A 17,686-nucleotide genomic window follows, 5' to 3' on the forward strand; every position below is an offset into this window, starting at 1 on the left:
TCCTCTGTACGCAATCGATGTAATCGATTCCAAGGAATCGATCACAGAGTCATCCACAAGGAGGTGGAGCGGCGATGGCGAGCATCAAGGACGTCGCTGCCGAGGCGGGGGTCTCCGTCGCCACGGTGTCGCGGGTCCTGAACGACCATCCGTCGGTCAGCGCCGACGCACGCACGCGCGTGCTGGCTGCCGTCGAGGTGCTGGGCTACCGCCCGAACGCCGTCGCCCGTTCCCTGCGCACCGACCAGACCCAGACCCTCGGGCTGGTCATCAGCGATGTGCTCAACCCGTACTTCACCGAACTGGCCCGCTCCGTCGAGGAGGAGGCCCGCGCCCTCGGCTACAGCGTGATCATCGGGAACGCCGACGAGCGGCCCGAATTGCAGGACCACCACGTACGCAATCTGCTGGACCGGCGGATCGACGGACTGCTGGTCTCCCCCACCGACGGCGGCTCCCCGCTGATGCTGGACGCCGCGCGGGCCGGGACGCCGATGGTCTTCGTCGACCGGTGGATTCCGGGCGTGGACGTGCCGGTCGTACGGGCCGACGGACAGGCCGCCGTACGGGATCTCGTCGCGCATCTGCACGGGCTCGGGCATCGACGGCTCGCCATCATCGCGGGCCCCGCCGCCACCACCACCGGCAGCGAGCGCGTCGCCGCCTTCCGGGAAGCCTTGGCCGAGTACGGCCTTCCCCTCCGGGACGAGTACATAGGCATGGGCGACTTCCAGGCCGAGAGCGGACGCCGGGTCACCGAGGGCTTCCTCGATCTGGCCGAGCCGCCCGAGGTCGTCTTCGCCGCCGACAACCTGATGGCGCTCGGCGCGCTGGATGCCGTACGCGCGCGTGGGCTGCGTGTCCCCGACGACATCGCGCTCGCCGCGTTCGACGACATCCGCTGGTTCGTGCACACCGATCCGCCGATCACCGCGATCGCCCAGCCGACCGGAGAGCTGGGGCGGGCCGCCGTCCGGGCGCTCGTCGACCGCATCGAAGGCCGGCCCCCCGAGTCCGTCACCCTCCCCGCCCGGCTCGTCGTACGCCGCTCGTGCGGCGAGTCCGCTCCCCCAGAGCCGTCCCCCGCACAAAGGAGCAATCCGTGAGCAACCCGGACGAGTTGCTGCGCATCGAAGGCATACGCAAGACCTTCCCCGGCGTGGTCGCGCTCGACAGCGTCGACTTCGACGTGCGGCGCGGCGAAGTGCATGTGCTGCTCGGCGAGAACGGCGCCGGCAAGAGCACCCTCATCAAGATGCTCTCCGGCGCCTACACGCCGGACTCAGGGCGGATCCTGGCCGGTGGCGAGGAGGTGCGCATCCACGGTGCGCAGGACTCCGAGCACCTCGGGATCGCCACCATCTACCAGGAGTTCAACCTCGTCCCCGATCTGACGGTCGCCGAGAACATCTTCCTGGGCCGCCAGCCGCGCCGCTACGGGATGATCGACCGCAAGCGGATGGAGGCCGAGGCCGCCGTCCTGCTGGAGCGCGTGGGCGTGCGTGTGTCGCCACGCGCGCGTGTCCGTGAACTCGGTATCGCGCGCCTCCAGATGGTCGAGATCGCGAAGGCGCTCAGCCTCCACGCGCGCGTGCTCATCATGGACGAGCCGACCGCGGTGCTCACCTCCGACGAGGTCGAGAAGCTGTTCTCCATCGTGCGCAAGCTGCGCGAGGACGGCGTCGGGATCGTGTTCATCACCCATCACCTGGAGGAGATCGCCGCCATCGGCGACCGGGTCACCGTCATCCGCGACGGCAGGAGCGTCGGACAGGTCCCGGCCACCACGCCCGAGGACGAACTCGTACGCCTGATGGTCGGGCGGTCGATCGAGCAGCAGTACCCGCGGGAGCGGGCCGAGGCCGGGGACGCCCTGCTCAAGGTGGAGGGGCTCACCCGGAACGGCGTCTTCCACGACGTGTCCTTCGAGGTGCGCGCCGGTGAGGTCGTCGGCATCGCGGGGCTCGTCGGAGCCGGCCGTACGGAGGTCGTACGGGCCGTGTTCGGGGCCGATCCGTACGACAAGGGTGCCGTGAAGGTCAGCGGTGCCTCCTTGCGCGGCCATGACGTGAACGCGGCCATGACCGCCGGGATCGGGCTCATCCCCGAGGACCGCAAGGGACAGGGGCTGGTGCTCGACGCCTCCGTCGAGGAGAACCTCGGGCTGGTCACGATGAGGACCACCTCCCATGCCGGTCTCGTGGACCTCAAGGGACAGCGGGCGGCGGCCTCGCGCATCGCCGAGCAGCTCGGGGTGCGCATGGCCGGACTCGGCCAGCACGTACGGACGTTGTCCGGCGGCAACCAGCAGAAGGTCGTCATCGGCAAGTGGCTGCTCGCCGACACCAAGGTGCTGATCCTCGACGAGCCGACGCGCGGGATCGACGTAGGCGCCAAGGTCGAGATCTACCAGCTCATCAATGAACTCACCGCCCAGGGCGCGGCCGTACTGATGATCTCCAGCGATCTGCCCGAGGTGCTCGGCATGAGCGACCGGGTGCTGGTGATGGCCCAGGGCCGGATCGCGGGCGAACTGGCCGCCGACGAGGCAACGCAGGACGCGGTGATGGCACTCGCCGTGAGCACCCCTACCACCGAAGTGGAGGCCCCCCGTGGCCGCTGACACGCTCAAGAGCACAACGGGCGCGAGTAGCGCCACGAACGGCCTGCGCCGCCTGCTGCTCGACAACGGCGCGCTCACCGCGCTCATCGTTCTCGTCATCGCCATGTCGGCGCTGTCGGGCGACTTCCTGACGACGGACAACCTCCTCAACGTCGGCGTCCAGGCGGCCGTGACCGCCATCCTCGCCTTCGGTGTCACCTTCGTGATCGTCTCGGCGGGCATCGACCTGTCGGTCGGCTCGGTGGCGGCCCTGTCGGCCACCGTCCTCGCCTGGAGCGCCACTTCGGAAGGCGTCCCGGTCGTCCTCGCCGTGCTCATGGCGATCGCCACCGGCATCGCGTGCGGCCTGGTCAACGGCTTCCTGATCTCGTACGGCAAACTGCCGCCGTTCATCGCGACGCTCGCCATGCTGTCCGTGGCCCGCGGTCTGTCCCTGGTCATCTCGCAGGGCTCCCCGATCGCCTTCCCCGACTCGGTCTCGCACCTCGGGGACACCCTGGGCGGCTGGCTGCCCGTGCCCGTCCTGGTCATGATCGTCATGGGGCTCATCACGGCCTTCGTGCTGGGACGGACGTACATCGGCCGCTCCATGTACGCGATCGGCGGCAACGAGGAAGCGGCCCGGCTGTCGGGTCTGCGGGTGAAGAAGCAGAAGCTCGCGATCTACGCCTTCTCCGGGCTGTTCGCGGCGGCCGCGGGCATCGTGCTCGCCTCGCGGCTGTCCTCCGCGCAGCCGCAGGCCGCGCAGGGCTACGAGCTGGACGCCATCGCCGCCGTCGTGATCGGTGGCGCCTCGCTCGCGGGCGGTACCGGCAAGGCGTCCGGCACGCTGATCGGCGCGCTGATCCTGGCGGTGCTGCGCAACGGCCTCAACCTCCTGTCCGTGTCGGCCTTCTGGCAGCAGGTCGTCATCGGTGTCGTGATCGCGCTGGCGGTGCTGCTGGACACCGTGCGCCGCAAGGCCGGGGCGACTCCGGTCACGACCGGCGGGGGCGGCAACAAGAGCAAGCAGGCGGTGACGTACGTCCTCGCCGCGGTGGTCGCGGCCGCGATAGTCGGCGCCACCTCGCTGCTGCACGGCGGCTCCTCCAGCGCGGCGCAGCAGAAGATCGGCCTGTCGCTGTCGACGCTCAACAACCCCTTCTTCGTGCAGATCCGGGCCGGTGCCCAGGAGGAGGCGAAGAAGCTGGGCGTCGACCTGACCGTCACCGACGCGCAGAACGACGCCTCGCAGCAGGCCAACCAGCTGCAGAACTTCACCAGCGAGGGCCTCGGCTCGATCATCGTGAACCCGGTGGACTCGGACGCGGCCGGCCCTTCGGTGCAGGCCGCCAACCAGGCCGACATCCCGGTCGTCGGCGTCGACCGCGGCGTCAACAACGCGGACACGGCCGCGCTGGTCGCCTCCGACAACATCGAGGGCGGCAAGCTCGGCGCCAAGGCGCTCGCCGAGAAGCTGGGCGGCAAGGGCACGATCGTGATCCTTCAGGGCCAGGCCGGTACGTCCGCGAGCCGTGAGCGCGGCGCGGGCTTCGCGGCCGGGCTCAAGGAGTACCCGGGCATCAAGGTCGTCGCCAAGCAGCCCGCGGACTTCGACCGCACCAAGGGCCTCGACGTGATGACGAACCTGCTCCAGGCGCACCCCGACATCAACGGCGTCTTCGCCGAGAACGACGAGATGGCGCTCGGGGCGCTCAAGGCGCTGGGCTCGAAGGCCGGGACGTCGGTCCAGGTCGTCGGCTTCGACGGCACTCCGGACGGCCTGAAGGCGGTCGAGGCGGGCACCCTGTACGCGTCCGTGGCGCAGCAGCCCAAGGAGCTCGGGAAGATCGCCGTGGACAACGCCGTCCGGGCGGCCGAAGGCAAGAACGTCAGCAAGACGGTGAAGGTGCCGGTAAAGGTGGTCACGAAGGAGAACGTGGCCGGCTTCGGCGGCTGACCGAGCCTCAACCGACCGACTCGGACTGAATCGGGGAGATTTTCATGTACGACTACGACCTCCTGGTCGTGGGATCCGCCAACGCCGATCTGGTGATCGGCGTCGAGCGGCGGCCCGGTGCCGGGGAGACGGTGCTCGGCTCCGACCTGACCGTCCACCCCGGCGGCAAGGGCGCGAACCAGGCGGTCGCGGCCGCCCGTCTCGGAGCCCGTACGGTCCTGCTGGCCCGGGTCGGCGACGACGCGCACGGCCGGCTGCTGCTCGACTCGCAGCAGGCGGCCGGGGTCGACACGGTGGGCGTCCTGGTCGGCGGCGCGCCGACCGGGGTCGCGCTGATCACCGTCGACCCGTCCGGGGACAACAGCATCGTGGTCTCGCCCGGCGCCAACGCCCGTCTGACACCGCCGGACGTGCGCATCGCGGCCAGCCTCTTCCAGGCCTCCCGGGTGGTCTCGGCGCAGCTGGAGATTCCGCTGGAGACGGTCGTGGAGGTGGTACGGAACCTGGCGGACGGCAGCCGCTTCGTACTGAATCCGTCGCCGCCGCGTCCGCTCCCGTCGGAGCTCCTCGCGGCCTGCGACCCGCTGATCGTGAACGAGCACGAGGCGAAGGTGATCCTGGGCGAGGCCGCCGTAGGGGACACACCGGAGGACTGGGCACGGATCCTGCTCGCGAAGGGCCCGCGCTCGGTGGTCGTGACGCTGGGCGCGGAGGGCGCGCTGGTGGCCTCCCCCGAGGGTGTCACCCGGGTCCCCTCCGTGAAGGTGGACGCCGTGGACACGACGGGCGCGGGCGACGCGTTCACCGCGGCCCTGGCCTGGAAACTGGGCGCGGGCGCGTCCCTGACGGAGGCGGCGGCGTACGCGGCCCGCGTCGGGGCGGCGGCCGTCACCAAGCCGGGCGCGCAGGAGTCCTTCCCGACGGCCCAGGAAGTCGACGCCCTGTGCTGTGCTGTCCCGGGGGACAACCCCCGGACCCCCGGCAGGAAAGACGGCTCGGACAGGCTGACCGGAGAGCACGTGCGAGGTGAGTCCCTGTGAAGCGGGCGGGCATCCTCAACCGTCATCTCTCCGGTGCGCTGGCCGAGCTCGGGCACGGGGACGGGGTGCTGGTGTGCGACGCCGGTATGCCGATCCCGGACGGGCCCCGCGTCGTGGACCTGGCCTTCCGGGCCGGGGTGCCGTCCTTCGCCGAGGTGCTGGACGGTCTGCTGACCGAGCTGGTCGTCGAGGGCGCGACGGCCGCGAGCGAGGTGCGGGAAGCCAATCCGGCGGCCACGGCGCTGCTGGACGATCACTTCCCCGGGCTGGAACTGGTCTCCCACGAGAAGCTCAAAGAACTGTCGGCGCATGCGCGTCTGGTCGTACGGACGGGGGAAGCACAGCCGTACGCCAATGTGCTGCTGAGGTGCGGGGTCTTCTTCTAGCCCCACCGCTCCGCACGAAATCGAGGGGGCCCGGTCCGTCGACCGGGCCCCCTCGCGTTTTCCCCTCCGCATCAGAACCCCCGCGATCCCCCCAGATCCCCCTCCAGAAGTCCTGATGCCAAGTACGACCCACGGACTGCCGGAAGGGTTGCACGGTGTCTCCAGTTTTTTTCGACCCGGCCGCGAGCCGGGTCCTTACCATGGCCCAGAGGTTGCCGTGCGGTGCCGGGTGGGGGTGTACGCCGATGCTGGTCCAGGAGTTCACAACCGAAGTCGTGGCGTCCGCCGAGCGCTGGGATCTGTGGCAGGACATCAGCGCGCGCACGTACATGCCCCATCTGCTGCGCACCGACTGCCGGGAGGACTTCCGCGCGACGACGCGTCTGCTGCCGCTCGGTGATGTGCAGATCTCCTCGGTGGCGTTCGCGCATCTGGTGTCCGTGCGCACACCACGGCTGATCCGGCGCGCCGATCCCGAGGTCTACCTGATCAACTGCCAGTTCCACGGCAAGGGAGTCGTCGCGCAGGACGGGCACGACCGGGCGTTCGCCGCCGGGGATCTCACCTTCATCGACAGCAGCCTGCCGTACGAGTCCTGGCACTGCATGTCGCCGGACACCGTGTCGTCGGTGATCGTCACGATTCCGCGTGCGGTGCTGCCGCTGCCGCCGCGGACGGTGCGGCGGGTGCTGGCCCAGCCGATCCCGCTCGACCGGGGTATGGGGGGTGTGCTGTACCGCTGGCTGGCCGACCTCGCGGCCCGCGCCGACGAGTTCACCGAGGCCGATGCCCCGACGCTGGCCACCGTGACCACGGACCTGCTCGCCTCCGTGATCGGCGACTGTCTGGACGCCGAGGACGCGCTGACCCCGGAGGCCCGCCGACGCGCCCTGCACACGCGGATCCGGGACTTCATCGACCAGAACCTCGCCGACCCGTCACTGTCTCCGGCGGGCGTCGCGGCCGCGCACGGCATTTCGGTACGGCATCTGCATCAGCTGTTCGCCGAGGAGGGCGCGACACCGGCCGCCTGGATCCGCCACCGCCGTCTGGAGCGCTGCCGCCGCGATCTCACCGACCCGCGTCTGCGCGCCCGCCCCATCCAGACGGTGGCGGCCCGTTGGGGCTTCATCGACCCGGCGGCGTTCAGCCGGGTCTTCCGGCGGACGTACGGAATGCCGCCCCGGGACTACCGCCACCACACCTGACCGCGACCACCTCCGGCAGCCCCGCATATCGCACTGAAGCGTGCAGGAATCGCCTAGATCCGTGCACGCCCTGCCAAGGATCTGAACGCTTTGCCTTGACATCCTGTTGCCCGGGGGAAAACCCGCCGCATCGCGGGGGAAAGCGGGGGACCGGCGTGCGGCCCCCACTGCCGGGCGTCGGCACCGGCGGTGGGGCCGCACCTCGGACGGGCCTCTCCGCTCACCGGATGACGTGCTCCGGTTACCGGATGACGTGCTCCACGAACCGCTCCGCGGTCTCCGCGAGCACCTCGCGCCCGTCCCGGGCCCACAGCCCGTCGTTGAACAGCTCGACCTCGATGGCCCCGGTGTAGCCGGCCGCCTCGACGTACGCCTTCCACTCCCGCATGTCGATCGCCCCGTCGCCGATCTGCCCGCGGCCGTTCAGCACGCCCTCCGGCAGCGGTGTGGTCCAGTCGGCGAGCTGGAACGTGTGGATACGGCCGCCGGCGCCGGCGCGGGCGATCTGCGCGGGCGCGTTGTCGTCCCACCAGATGTGGTACGTGTCCACGGTCACGCCCACCTGCTGCGCGGGGAAGCGTTCCGCGAGGTCCAGGGCCTGGGTGAGCGTCGAGACCACGCAGCGGTCGGACGCGTACATCGGGTGCAGCGGCTCGATCGCCAGCCGCACCCCGTGGGACTCGGCGTACGGCCCCAACTCGCCCAGCGCGTCGGCGATCCGCTCCCGCGCGCCGTGCAGGTCCTTCGAGCCGGCGGGCAGACCGCCGGAGACCAGGACGAGGGTGTCGGTGCCGAGGGCGGCGGCCTCGTCGACGGCCCGCCGGTTGTCGTCGAGGGCCTTCGCCCGCTCCCCCGCGTCGATCGCCGTGAGGAAGCCGCCGCGGCAGAGGGTGGTCACCGTCAGGCCCGCGTCGCGGACCAGCTTCGCGGTGGCATCGAGGCCGTACGACTGGACCGGCTCGCGCCAGAGGCCGACGTTGCCGATGCCCAACTGCCCGCAGGCATCGACGAGTTCGGGCATGCCGAGCTGCTTCACCGTCATCTGGTTGATGGAGAAGCGGGACAGGTCCTGATCGCTCACTGGGTCACTCCGTACAGGGACAGCAGGTTCTTCATCCGCTCCTCCGCCGGCCCGGGGTCCGGGAACAGGCCGAGGCCGTCGGCCAGTTCGTAGGCGCGGGCGAAGTGCGGGAGGGAACGGGCCGACTGGAGGCCGCCGACCATCGTGAAGTGCGACTGGTGACCGGCGAGCCAGGCCAGGAAGACCACGCCCGTCTTGTAGAAGCGGGTCGGGGTCTGGAAGAGGTGCCGGGACAGCTCGACCGTGGGGTCCAGCAGCCCGCGGAATCCGGCCACGTCGCCCGTGTCCAGCACCCGTACCGCCTGAGCCGCCAGCGGCCCCAGCGGGTCGAAGATGCCGAGCAGAGCGTGGCTGAAGCCCTGCTCGTCGCCCGCGATCAGCTCGGGGTAGTTGAAGTCGTCGCCGGTGTAGCAGCGGACGCCCTCCGGGAGGCGGCGGCGGATGTCGATCTCGCGCTCGGCGTCGAGCAGCGAGACCTTGATGCCGTCGACCTTGTCCGGGTGCGCGGCGATGACATCGAGGAAGGTGCGCGTGGCGGCATCGAGGTCGGTGCTGCCCCAGTAGCCTTCCAGCGCGGGGTCGAACATCGGGCCCAGCCAGTGCAGGATCACGGGCTCGGTGGCCTGGCGCAGCAGATGGCCGTAGACGTCGAGGTAGTCCTCGGGGCTCTTGGCCACGGCGGCCAGCGCCCGGGACGCCATGAGGATGGCCTGGGAGCCCGACTCCTCGACCAGCGCGAGCTGCTCCTCGTAGGCGGTCCGGATCTCGTCGAGGCTGTACGGGTAGCCGATCTCGGTGACGGACAGCTGGTCGGTGCCCACGCCGCAGGCGATGAGGCCGCCGACGGCCTTGGCCTCGGCCGACGAACGGCGGATGAGATCGGCGGCGCCCGCCCAGTCCAGCCCCATCCCCCGCTGGGCGGTGTCCATCGCCTCGGCGACACCGAGCCCGTGCGACCACAGATGGCGGCGGAAGGCGAGGGTGGCGTCCCAGTCGACGGCGGCGGCCGAGTCGGGGCTGACGTCGGCGTACGGATCGGCGACGACGTGGGCCGCGGAGAAGACCGTACGGGAGGTGAAGGGGGTGCCGGGGGTGACGGCGAGGGGTTCGGGGCGGGGGGCGTACGTCCGCAGACCCCCCTGTCCGTCCGGGAGTCGAATGGTCACGGCGCGATCTCCGGTACGTCGAGACGGACGCCCTCGGCCGAGGACTTCAGGCCCAGCTCGGCGAGCTGGACGCCGCGGGCGCCGGCGAGGAGGTCCCAGTGGTAGGGGGCGTCGGCGTAGACGTGCTTGAGGAACAGCTCCCACTGGGCCTTGAAGCCGTTGTCGAACTCGGCGTTGTCCGGGATCTCCTGCCACTGGTCGCGGAAGGAGTAGGTGGCCGGGATGTCGGGGTTCCAGACCGGCTTGGGAGTCGAGCTGCGGTGCTGGACACGGCAGTTGCGCAGGCCCGCGACCGCGGAGCCCTCGGTGCCGTCGACCTGGAACTCGACGAGTTCGTCGCGGTTGACGCGGACGGCCCAGGAGGAGTTGATCTGGGCGATGGCGCCGCCGTCGAGTTCGAAGATGCCGTACGCGGCGTCGTCGGCCGTCGCGTCGTAGGGCTTGCCGTTCTCGTCCCAGCGCTGCGGGATGTGGGTGATGGCGGTGGCCTGTACGGACTTCACGCGGCCGAACAGCTCGTGGAGGACGTACTCCCAGTGCGGGAACATGTCGACGACGATGCCGCCGCCGTCCTCTGAGCGGTAGTTCCAGGAGGGGCGCTGGGCGGCCTGCCAGTCGCCCTCGAAGACCCAGTAGCCGAACTCGCCGCGGATCGACATGATGCGGCCGAAGAAGCCGCCGTCGATGAGGCGCTTGAGCTTGAGCAGGCCGGGGAGGAAGAGCTTGTCCTGGACGACGCCGTGCTTGATGCCGGCCGCGTCGGCGAGACGGGCCAGCTCCAGGGCGCCCTCGAAGTCGGTGGCCGTCGGCTTCTCGGTGTAGATGTGCTTGCCGGCGGCGATGGCCTTCTTGAGCGCCTCCTCGCGGGCGGAGGTCACCTGGGCGTCGAAGTAGATGTCGACGGTGTCGTCCGCGAGGACCGCGTCGACGTCCGTCGAGAAGTGCTCCAGGCCGTGCTGCTCGGCGAGCGCCCTGAGCGCGTGCTCGCGGCGGCCGACCAGGATCGGCTCCGGCCACAGCACGGTGCCGTCGCCGAGATCGAGGCCGCCCTGCTCGCGGAGGGCGAGGATCGAGCGGACCAGGTGCTGGCGGTAGCCCATGCGCCCCGTCACACCATTCATGGCGATACGCACCGTCTTGCGTGTCACGTCGTTCCCTTCGTAGGCGTCGTACGCGGTTCAGCGCGCCGCGTACGCCCCACCGACCTCGTCGGCTTCACAGGTGAGCGATACAGCAAGCGCTTTCTATCTCTCATCAGAAGCTAGCCTCTGACCAGGGGTCTGGACAAGACCGTGACGAGGTCGAGTTGTTCGAGGGGGCGAACAAATGGGTTCCATGCCCTTAAGGTCTGCTCGGTATGCCGGAACCGTGACCTGCGGCGGCATGTCTACGACGACGTACGTCGGAACATGACGAGTACGACGAGGTAGGACGAGATGCTTGACCGGAGGACGACGAGATGACGGTGACCCTGGCGGACGTGGCGGCCCGCGCACAGGTCTCCCCCGCGACGGTGTCGCGCGTGCTGAACGGGAACTACCCCGTGGCCGCCACCACCCGCGAGCGGGTGCTGCGGGCGGTCGACGAGCTGGACTACGTGCTGAACGGCCCGGCGAGCGCGCTGGCCGCTGCGACGTCGGACCTGGTGGGGATTCTCGTCAACGACATCGCCGACCCGTTCTTCGGGATCATGGCGGGGGCCATCCAGTCGGAGATCGGAGGGCCGGGGGGACGTGCCGGGGGTGAGCGCCTGGCCGTGGTCTGCAACACGGGGGGCTCGCCGGAGCGTGAGCTGACGTATCTGACCCTGCTCCAGCGGCAGCGGGCCGCGGCCGTGGTGCTGACCGGCGGGGCCGTGGAGAACCAGCCCCACGCGGCGGCGGTGGCCGCGAAGTTGCGGAAGCTGGAGGATGCCGGGACACGGGTGGTGCTGTGCGGACGACCGCCGGCGCCGGACACCCAGGCGATCGCGCTGACCTTCGACAACCGCGGCGGCGGACGGGAGCTGACCGAGCACCTGATCGGCCTCGGTCACCGACGGCTGGGCTATATCGCGGGTCCTGAGGAGCGGACGACGACCCGCCACCGTCTGGAGGGCCACCGGGCGGCGCTGGCCGCGCACGGCATCGAGGAAGACCCGCGCTGGACGGTGCACGGCCGCTACGACCGGCGGTCCGGCTACGAGGCGACGCTCGAACTCCTGCGCCGGGACCCGTCGTTGACGGCCGTGGTCGCCGCGAACGACTCCGTCGCCCTGGGCGCGTGCGCCGCGCTCCGCGACTCCGGGCTGCGAATCCCGGACGACGTCTCCGTCGCCGGCTTCGACGACCTCCCGTTCAGCATCGACGCGGTACCCGCGATGACGACGGTCCGCCTGCCGCTCGCGGAGGCGGGGGCGCGGGCGGGACGCATCGCCATGGGACGCGAGGAGCCACCGCACGGGGGGATCGCGACGGTTCGGGGGGAGTTGATGGTGCGGGGGTCTTCGGGGGTGCCGCGGGCCTGAGGGGCCGGTTACTCGGGGGTGGGCTGGACGGTGCCGGGGCGGCCCGGCACCGTCGTCGAACCGGTGACCCGGCCGGGCAGGGCCGTCAGGGTCGTGCGGGGGTGCCGTGGCGGGGGCGTCAGAGGAGTGCCTCCGGGCGGATGGGGAGGTTCGTCAGGCGTTTGCCTGTTGCGTTGAAGACTGCGTTGCCGATGGCGGGGGCCACGCCGACGATGGTGATCTCGCCCAGACCCTTCACGCCGATCGGATCGGCCTGGGGATCCTCGGTGTTGATGAATGCGGCGTCCAGGTCGGGGACGTCCGCGTTCACCGGCACCAGGTAGTCGGCGAGGCTCGCGTTGACGATGCGGCCGTCGCGGTGGTCGGTGACGGTCCCTTCGAGCAGGGCCATTCCGATGCCGCCGACCATGCCTCCGATGGCCTGGCTGTGGGCGAGCTTGGGGCTGATCACCCGCCCCACGTCGTAGGCCGCGAAGATCCGCCGGATCCGGACGAGGCCCAGCAGGGGATCGACGGACACCTCGGCGAAGACGGCCCCGTAGCCGTACGTCGAGATCCGCGTGTCGGCGTCGCCCGGGCCCCAGTTGCCGTTGACTTCGAGGCTCGGCAGATCGGCCCGCCGCAGAATGTCCCGGTAGCTGTCCCGGGCACGTCCGTCGGAGGTCTCCAGGTGGCCGGCGCGGGCCCGTACGTCCTGCGGGTCCGCGCCGTGCAGGGGGGAGTCCGGGTCCGCCACGGCCCTACGGACGAACTCGGCCTTCAGCGCGTTGCAGGTGGTGTGGACGGCGGAGCCCACGCTGGCCATGGTGCACGCGGCCGCGTGCAGGGGGGCAGTTGGGTACGTGGAGTCGCCCAGTCGGAAGGTGACCGACTCGGCGGGCAGTCCCAGGGCGTCCGCGGCGACCTGCATGACCGATGTGGTCGTGCCGGGCCCCATGTCGCCGGTCGCCGCGAACACCGTGGCGGTGCCGTCGGCGGAGATCCGCGCCAACGCGCTGGAGTCGCGTCGGTTGTTGTGGTACGAGGCGGTGGCCATGCCCATGCCGATGAGCAGGTCCCCGTCCGTGCTCGCGCCCGGCTTCGCCTTCCGCCGGGACCAGCCGAAGCGACGCGCGCCGGTCTCGTAGCACTCGCGCAACTTCCGGGTGGAGAAGGGGATCTGCGCGACCTCGTCCCGGGTCGGTTCGTTGCGCAGCCGCAGTTCGACGGGGTCGACGCCCAGTTCGTGGGCCAGTTGGTCCATCGCGGTCTCGAGGGCGAAGTTGCCGCTCACCACCCCCGGTCCGCGCATGGAGCAGGGGGAATGGACGTCGATGGGGGTGACCCGGTAGGCGGTGCTGGTGTTGGGGACGCCGTAGAGGAACTGCGGCAGGTCGGTGAGCCCGTCCGTGTAGGTCTGGTAGCGCGCGTTCTCGATGCGGACCTCGTAGACGAGAGCGCCGACGCGTCCGGCCGTACTGCTGCCGAGGGCCATCCGGTGCCGGCTGGCCGGCCGGAACCCGGTGCCGTAGTAGAACTGACGCCTGGTCAGAACCACCTTGACGGGCCTGCCGACCTCGCGCGCGGCGAACGCAGCCAGGATGACGTGGTCGTAGGTCTGGATTCCGCTGCCGAACCCTCCGCCCACGAACTCGGCGTGCACGCGTACGTCACCGACCGCGATGCCGAGCGCCCCGGCCACGTTGCGCGCGGCGCCCTGCACCCACTGGGTCTTGTCCCAGAGCGTCAGCCGTCCCCCCTGCCACCGGGCGATGGTCGACGGCAGTTCGATGGGGTTGTGGTTCTCCCGGGCGATCGAGAGATTCAGGTCGACCTTCACCTGCGCGGAACCCATGGCGCCCACCGGGTCGCCACGGCTGTAGTCGGGCTCGTCCTCGGGTGTCTGCGAGGGGAGGTCCGGATCGTCGAAGTCGGTGATCGCGTCCTGCCGTTCGTACGTCGCCTCGACCAGCGAGGCGCCGTGGGTCGCCGCCTCCAGGGTCTCCGCGACGACGACCGCGATGGGCTGGCCGTAGAAGGCGAGCCGGTCGACCGGGTGGGCCAGCCGCAGGCCGCCGAAGTCGGTCAGGACGTGCAGGACGCCCGGATGCCCGAGCGCCGCGTCCACCGCGACCTCGCTCACCGTGCCGCGGGCCACCGTGCCGTTGACGATCACGCCGTACAGCAGGCCTTCGATACGGTGCTCGGCCGCATACGTGGCCGCTCCGGTCACCTTGCGGCGGGCGTCGACGCGGGAGAGCGGCTGCCCGACGACGGGGGTTGCCATCACTGTCCTCCGATCGTCATCAGCTGGCGGCGCACGGTGCGTTCGACGAGCTGCACCTTGAAGGCGTTCTCCGACAGGGGCGTCGCGCCGTCGGCCGCGAGGGCGGCGGCATTCGTCCACGTCCTGCGTCCCGGCCGCTTGCCGATGAGCGCGTGCTCCACCTTGGGCAGCCGCCACGGCACGGTCGCCACGCCACCGACGGCGACCCGGGCGTCCCGCACCACGCCGCCGCTGATGTCCAGCGCCACCGCCGCGGACGCGAGGGCGAACTCGTAGGACTGTCGGTCACGGACCTTCAGATAGCCCGAGCGCCGGGTGTGCGCTCCCGCGGGAATGGTCAGGGAGGTGATGAGTTCGCCCTTCCGGAGCGCGTGCTCGTCCTGGGGTGTGTCTCCGGGGCGGAGGAAGAAGTCCCGGACCGGGATGGAGCGTGAGCCGTCCACGTCCCGCACCTGGACCGCGGCGTCCAGCGCCACGAGGACAACTGCCAGGTCCGAAGGGTGAGTTGCCACGCAGTGGTCGCTGGTCCCCAGGATGGCCTGCATACGGTTGTCGCCATGCAGGGCGTCGCATCCCGAGCCCGGTTCGCGCCGGTTGCACGCGGAGTGGACGTCCCGGAAGTAGGGGCAGCGGGGGCGCTGCATGAGGTTGCCGCCGATGGAGGCCATGTTCCTCAGCTGTGCGGAGGCGCTCAGTTCGAGCGCCTGCGACACGGCGGGGTAGCCGGCGCGCACCTGCGGATGCGCGGCGAGCTCGCTCATCCGCACCAGGGATCCGACGCGGAGCCCTGTCCGGGTGACCGCGATGTCGTCGTACGGGAGGCCGTTGATGTCGACGACATGCGCCGGCCGTTCGACGGTCTCCCGCATGAGGTCGACGAGTGTGGTCCCGCCGGCGATGTAACGACCGCCGCGGGCGCCGGCGCTCAGTGCGGAGTTGGCGCTGGAGGCCTTTGTGAAGGCAAAGGGGTGCAACGCTCACACCTCCTTCGCTGTCTGCTCGATCGCGGAAACGATGTTGGTGTAGGCCCCGCAGCGGCAGAGGTTGCCGCTCATCCACTCGCGGATCTCCTCCCGCGAGCCCGTGTGCCCCTCGGCGATGCACGCGACCCCCGACGTGATCTGGCCGGGGGTGCAGTAGCCGCACTGAAGACCGTCGTGGTCGATGAACGCCCTTTGCAGCGGATGCAGTTCGTCGCCTCGGGCCAGGCCCTCGACGGTGGTGATGTCCGCGCCCTCGTGCATCACGGCGAGGGTGAGACAGGCGTTCACCCGGCGATCGTCGACGAGCACGGTACAGGCACCGCAGGCGCCCTGGTCACAGCCCTTCTTCGGGCCGGTGAGAGCCAGGTGTTCGCGCAGCAGGTCGAGCAGCGAGGTGCGGTTGTCGATCTCCGCGGTCCGGCGTTCGCCGTTGACCGTGAGACGAACGGTCGAAGGCCGATCGGCGGGAACGGTCTCCGGCGCTTCGACATCGGCGGCGGCGCGGTCCGGGCCCAGCAGGGGCGCGCCGGCCACCGCTGCCGATGCCGCGACGAAGGTTCGTCGTTTCAGCGTGGTTGCTTCGTCGAGCGTTTCCGACATGCGCCATGCCTTCCGGTCTCGGGCGGGAGAGTTGCCCCAGGGATGTGATGACACCAGGTGTCATCATACTCTAGTGACGACACCCGGTGTCATCAATGCGAACGTGACTGAGGAAACACCGGTGCAGAGCGGAGTGAAGCGCGCCGGCAGGTGCAGTTCAGGGAGCGAGCGGGGCCGCCACCTCGGCCCTGAGCTCCTCCACGCATTCATGCAGCAGCGCACGCAGGTCGCGCACTTCCGAATCCTCGATCCAGGCGTCGCGCGCGGCTCTCCACGCGGCGGCACCCGCCGCGGCGGCCAGGAAGGCGGACCGCGGCGCGACACCGCGCTCGCACAACGCCTCGGCCACGATCCCACTGGTCTTGGCGAACTTCGTCAGCTCTCGCTCCCGAAGCTCCGGGTTGGCCGCGATGATGTCCCGGCGACGCCGGGTGGCCGCATGCCCCATGTTGAGCATGTCCGCCGCGGCGCCGTACCCCTCCACGACGACGGCGATCGGCGAGAGGTCGGCCGGCGCGGCGGCCATGGCATCGACGATCACCTGGTGAATCCGGTCCGAGAGCGGGAACACCACCTCGCGCTTGTCGGGGAAGTGACGGAAGAACGTCCGCTTCGTCAGACCGGCCCGCTCCGCGATCTCGGCGACCGTGGTCTGCTCGAATCCGCGCTCGGCATACAGCTCCTGCGCGGCGCGCGACAGGCGTCCCGCTGCGTCCGGCGTCCATCGACTCATGCCGCCCATCCTAGTGATGACACCCGATGTCATCAGATATGGCCACCCGGCGCGGGGCGAGCGTTCGCCGGGTCGGCGGCGACAAGGGGGTGGCCCCGGCGATGCCGGTGCCCTAGTCTCGACCTACGGAACCTCTGACTGAGTCAGACATCCCGAGTCGACCAACCGGGGGCGATACCCATGACCGTCCAGGACATCCGCGCCTTCAACCGTTTCTACACGAACGTCATCGGCGCCCTCGACTACAGCCGCCACCTCTACGCCCCGTACACCCTCACCGAGTCCCGCGTGCTGTACGAACTCGCGCGCTCCCCGCACACGGACGCGGCCGATCTACGGGCCGAACTCTCCCTGGACTCGGGCTACTTGAGCCGGATCCTGAACAAGTTCGAGCAGGACGGCCTCATCGAGCGCGCCCTCTCCCGCCGCGACCCACGCCGCCGTACCGTCGCCCTCACCGCACGCGGCCGCGAGACCGCCGCGCTGCTCGCCGAGCGTGCGGACGAATCCGTCGGCGCGCTGCTCTCCACCGTCCCGCCCGCCGACCGCCCCCGCCTCACCGAGGCGATGCACACGGTCCGTACGGTCCTCTCCGCCGCCCGCCCTCCCTCACTCTCGGCTTCGCTCGAGCGGGGGGACCCCCATCGCCCCGAGGACGTCGTCCTGCGCGAGCCCGGCCCCGGCGACCTCGGCTGGATCGTGCAGCGCAACGCCGCGCTGTACTCCGCCGAGTACGGCTTCAACACCGACTACGAGGGCCTGGTGGCGCGTATCGTCGCCGACTTCGCGGAGGATCACGACCCCCACCTGGAGCGGGTGTGGATCGCGGAGCTGGACGGCCGGCCGGTGGGCTGTGTGATGTGCGTACGGGACGACGCCCCCGGCACGGCACGACTGCGGCTGCTGCTGGTCGAGCCGGACGCCCGCGGCCTCGGTATCGGCGACCGCCTCGTCCGCGCCGTCGTCGACTTCGCCCGCGGCGTCGGCTATCGCGAGCTGGTCCTGTGGACCAACGACATCCTCGGCGCCGCCCGCCGCATCTACCAGCGCCACGGTTTCGTCCTCGTCGCCGAGAAGCCCCACCGCTCCTTCGGCAAGGATCTGACCGGTCAGGACTGGCGCATGGATCTGCACCAGACGCCCGAGTGACGAGTA

15 protein-coding genes are annotated in these 17,686 nt (G+C 70.6%); 8 read left to right on the top strand and 7 right to left on the bottom strand.

Going from position 1 to position 17,686, the window contains the following annotated elements; all coding sequences use genetic code 11:
* The first annotated feature begins 74 nt into the window (after positions 1 to 74).
* From ACIHFB_RS38660 to ACIHFB_RS38685, 6 genes are all read left to right on the top strand, one after another.
* Positions 75 to 1,106, top strand: a complete 1,032-nt coding sequence (locus tag ACIHFB_RS38660) for a LacI family DNA-binding transcriptional regulator (RefSeq protein WP_365283003.1) — start codon at positions 75 to 77, stop codon at positions 1,104 to 1,106.
* Positions 1,103 to 2,623 (top strand): sugar ABC transporter ATP-binding protein, encoded by a 1,521-nt coding sequence (locus tag ACIHFB_RS38665; protein WP_365283004.1) that lies wholly within the window; start codon positions 1,103 to 1,105, stop codon positions 2,621 to 2,623. The genes ACIHFB_RS38660 and ACIHFB_RS38665 overlap by 4 nt, the downstream gene beginning before the upstream one ends.
* Positions 2,613 to 4,562 carry a substrate-binding domain-containing protein gene (locus ACIHFB_RS38670; protein ID WP_400129355.1) on the top strand — a complete coding sequence of 650 codons (1,950 nt, stop codon included), beginning with the start codon at positions 2,613 to 2,615 and terminating at the stop codon, positions 4,560 to 4,562. The genes ACIHFB_RS38665 and ACIHFB_RS38670 overlap by 11 nt, the downstream gene beginning before the upstream one ends.
* A gap of 44 nt (positions 4,563 to 4,606) precedes the next feature.
* Positions 4,607 to 5,602: a ribokinase gene (locus ACIHFB_RS38675; RefSeq protein ID WP_365283006.1), complete on the top strand. Its 996-nt coding sequence runs from the start codon at positions 4,607 to 4,609 to the stop codon at positions 5,600 to 5,602.
* Entirely contained in the window at positions 5,599 to 5,988 is a 390-nt protein-coding gene (rbsD, locus tag ACIHFB_RS38680) for a D-ribose pyranase (protein ID WP_400129356.1), read from the top strand. Before ACIHFB_RS38675 ends, rbsD begins: the two co-directional genes overlap by 4 nt.
* A gap of 245 nt (positions 5,989 to 6,233) precedes the next feature.
* The gene (locus ACIHFB_RS38685) at positions 6,234 to 7,196 is read left to right on the top strand and encodes a helix-turn-helix domain-containing protein (protein ID WP_400129357.1); all 963 of its coding nucleotides are present in this window, start codon (positions 6,234 to 6,236) and stop codon (positions 7,194 to 7,196) included.
* Between the two features lie 241 nt (positions 7,197 to 7,437).
* Here ACIHFB_RS38685 and ACIHFB_RS38690 read toward each other — a convergent pair whose 3' ends face one another.
* Genes ACIHFB_RS38690 through ACIHFB_RS38700 form a run of 3 tightly spaced genes read right to left on the bottom strand, consistent with a single transcriptional unit; the run spans position 7,438 to position 10,591 of the window.
* Complete coding sequence (locus tag ACIHFB_RS38690; protein ID WP_400129476.1) at positions 7,438 to 8,238, bottom strand: sugar phosphate isomerase/epimerase family protein; 801 nt, start codon at positions 8,236 to 8,238, stop codon at positions 7,438 to 7,440.
* Positions 8,239 to 8,273: 35 nt separating this feature from the next.
* Positions 8,274 to 9,443, bottom strand: a complete 1,170-nt coding sequence (locus tag ACIHFB_RS38695; RefSeq protein WP_400129358.1) for a dihydrodipicolinate synthase family protein — start codon at positions 9,441 to 9,443, stop codon at positions 8,274 to 8,276.
* Complete coding sequence (locus tag ACIHFB_RS38700; RefSeq protein WP_365283011.1) at positions 9,440 to 10,591, bottom strand: Gfo/Idh/MocA family oxidoreductase; 1,152 nt, start codon at positions 10,589 to 10,591, stop codon at positions 9,440 to 9,442. Before ACIHFB_RS38700 ends, ACIHFB_RS38695 begins: the two co-directional genes overlap by 4 nt.
* A 311-nt stretch (positions 10,592 to 10,902) precedes the next feature.
* Between ACIHFB_RS38700 and ACIHFB_RS38705 the strand changes: the two genes are divergently transcribed.
* A complete protein-coding gene (locus ACIHFB_RS38705) occupies positions 10,903 to 11,949 on the top strand; it encodes a LacI family DNA-binding transcriptional regulator (protein ID WP_365283012.1) in 1,047 nt (348 codons plus the stop codon).
* Between the two features lie 118 nt (positions 11,950 to 12,067).
* On the opposite strand, the gene ACIHFB_RS38710 is transcribed toward ACIHFB_RS38705, so the two are convergent.
* The 4 genes from ACIHFB_RS38710 to ACIHFB_RS38725 all read right to left on the bottom strand — a co-directional run bounded on the left by ACIHFB_RS38710 (position 12,068) and on the right by ACIHFB_RS38725 (position 16,531).
* Complete coding sequence (locus ACIHFB_RS38710; RefSeq protein ID WP_400129359.1) at positions 12,068 to 14,215, bottom strand: xanthine dehydrogenase family protein molybdopterin-binding subunit; 2,148 nt, start codon at positions 14,213 to 14,215, stop codon at positions 12,068 to 12,070.
* Complete coding sequence (locus tag ACIHFB_RS38715) at positions 14,215 to 15,189, bottom strand: FAD binding domain-containing protein (protein WP_400129360.1); 975 nt, start codon at positions 15,187 to 15,189, stop codon at positions 14,215 to 14,217. Before ACIHFB_RS38715 ends, ACIHFB_RS38710 begins: the two co-directional genes overlap by 1 nt.
* A 3-nt stretch (positions 15,190 to 15,192) precedes the next feature.
* Complete coding sequence (locus tag ACIHFB_RS38720; RefSeq protein ID WP_400129361.1) at positions 15,193 to 15,798, bottom strand: (2Fe-2S)-binding protein; 606 nt, start codon at positions 15,796 to 15,798, stop codon at positions 15,193 to 15,195.
* A 157-nt stretch (positions 15,799 to 15,955) separates the two neighbouring features.
* Positions 15,956 to 16,531: a TetR family transcriptional regulator gene (locus ACIHFB_RS38725; RefSeq protein WP_400129362.1), complete on the bottom strand. Its 576-nt coding sequence runs from the start codon at positions 16,529 to 16,531 to the stop codon at positions 15,956 to 15,958.
* Positions 16,532 to 16,711: 180 nt separating this feature from the next.
* On the opposite strand from ACIHFB_RS38725, the gene ACIHFB_RS38730 reads away from it, so the two are divergent.
* Positions 16,712 to 17,680, top strand: coding sequence for a bifunctional helix-turn-helix transcriptional regulator/GNAT family N-acetyltransferase (locus tag ACIHFB_RS38730; protein WP_365283017.1), 969 nt, complete (start codon positions 16,712 to 16,714; stop codon positions 17,678 to 17,680).
* Positions 17,681 to 17,686: the final 6 nt, after the last annotated feature.

The organism is Streptomyces sp. NPDC051963, from assembly GCF_044593495.1.
Classification (GTDB): Bacteria; Actinomycetota; Actinomycetes; order Streptomycetales; family Streptomycetaceae; genus Streptomyces.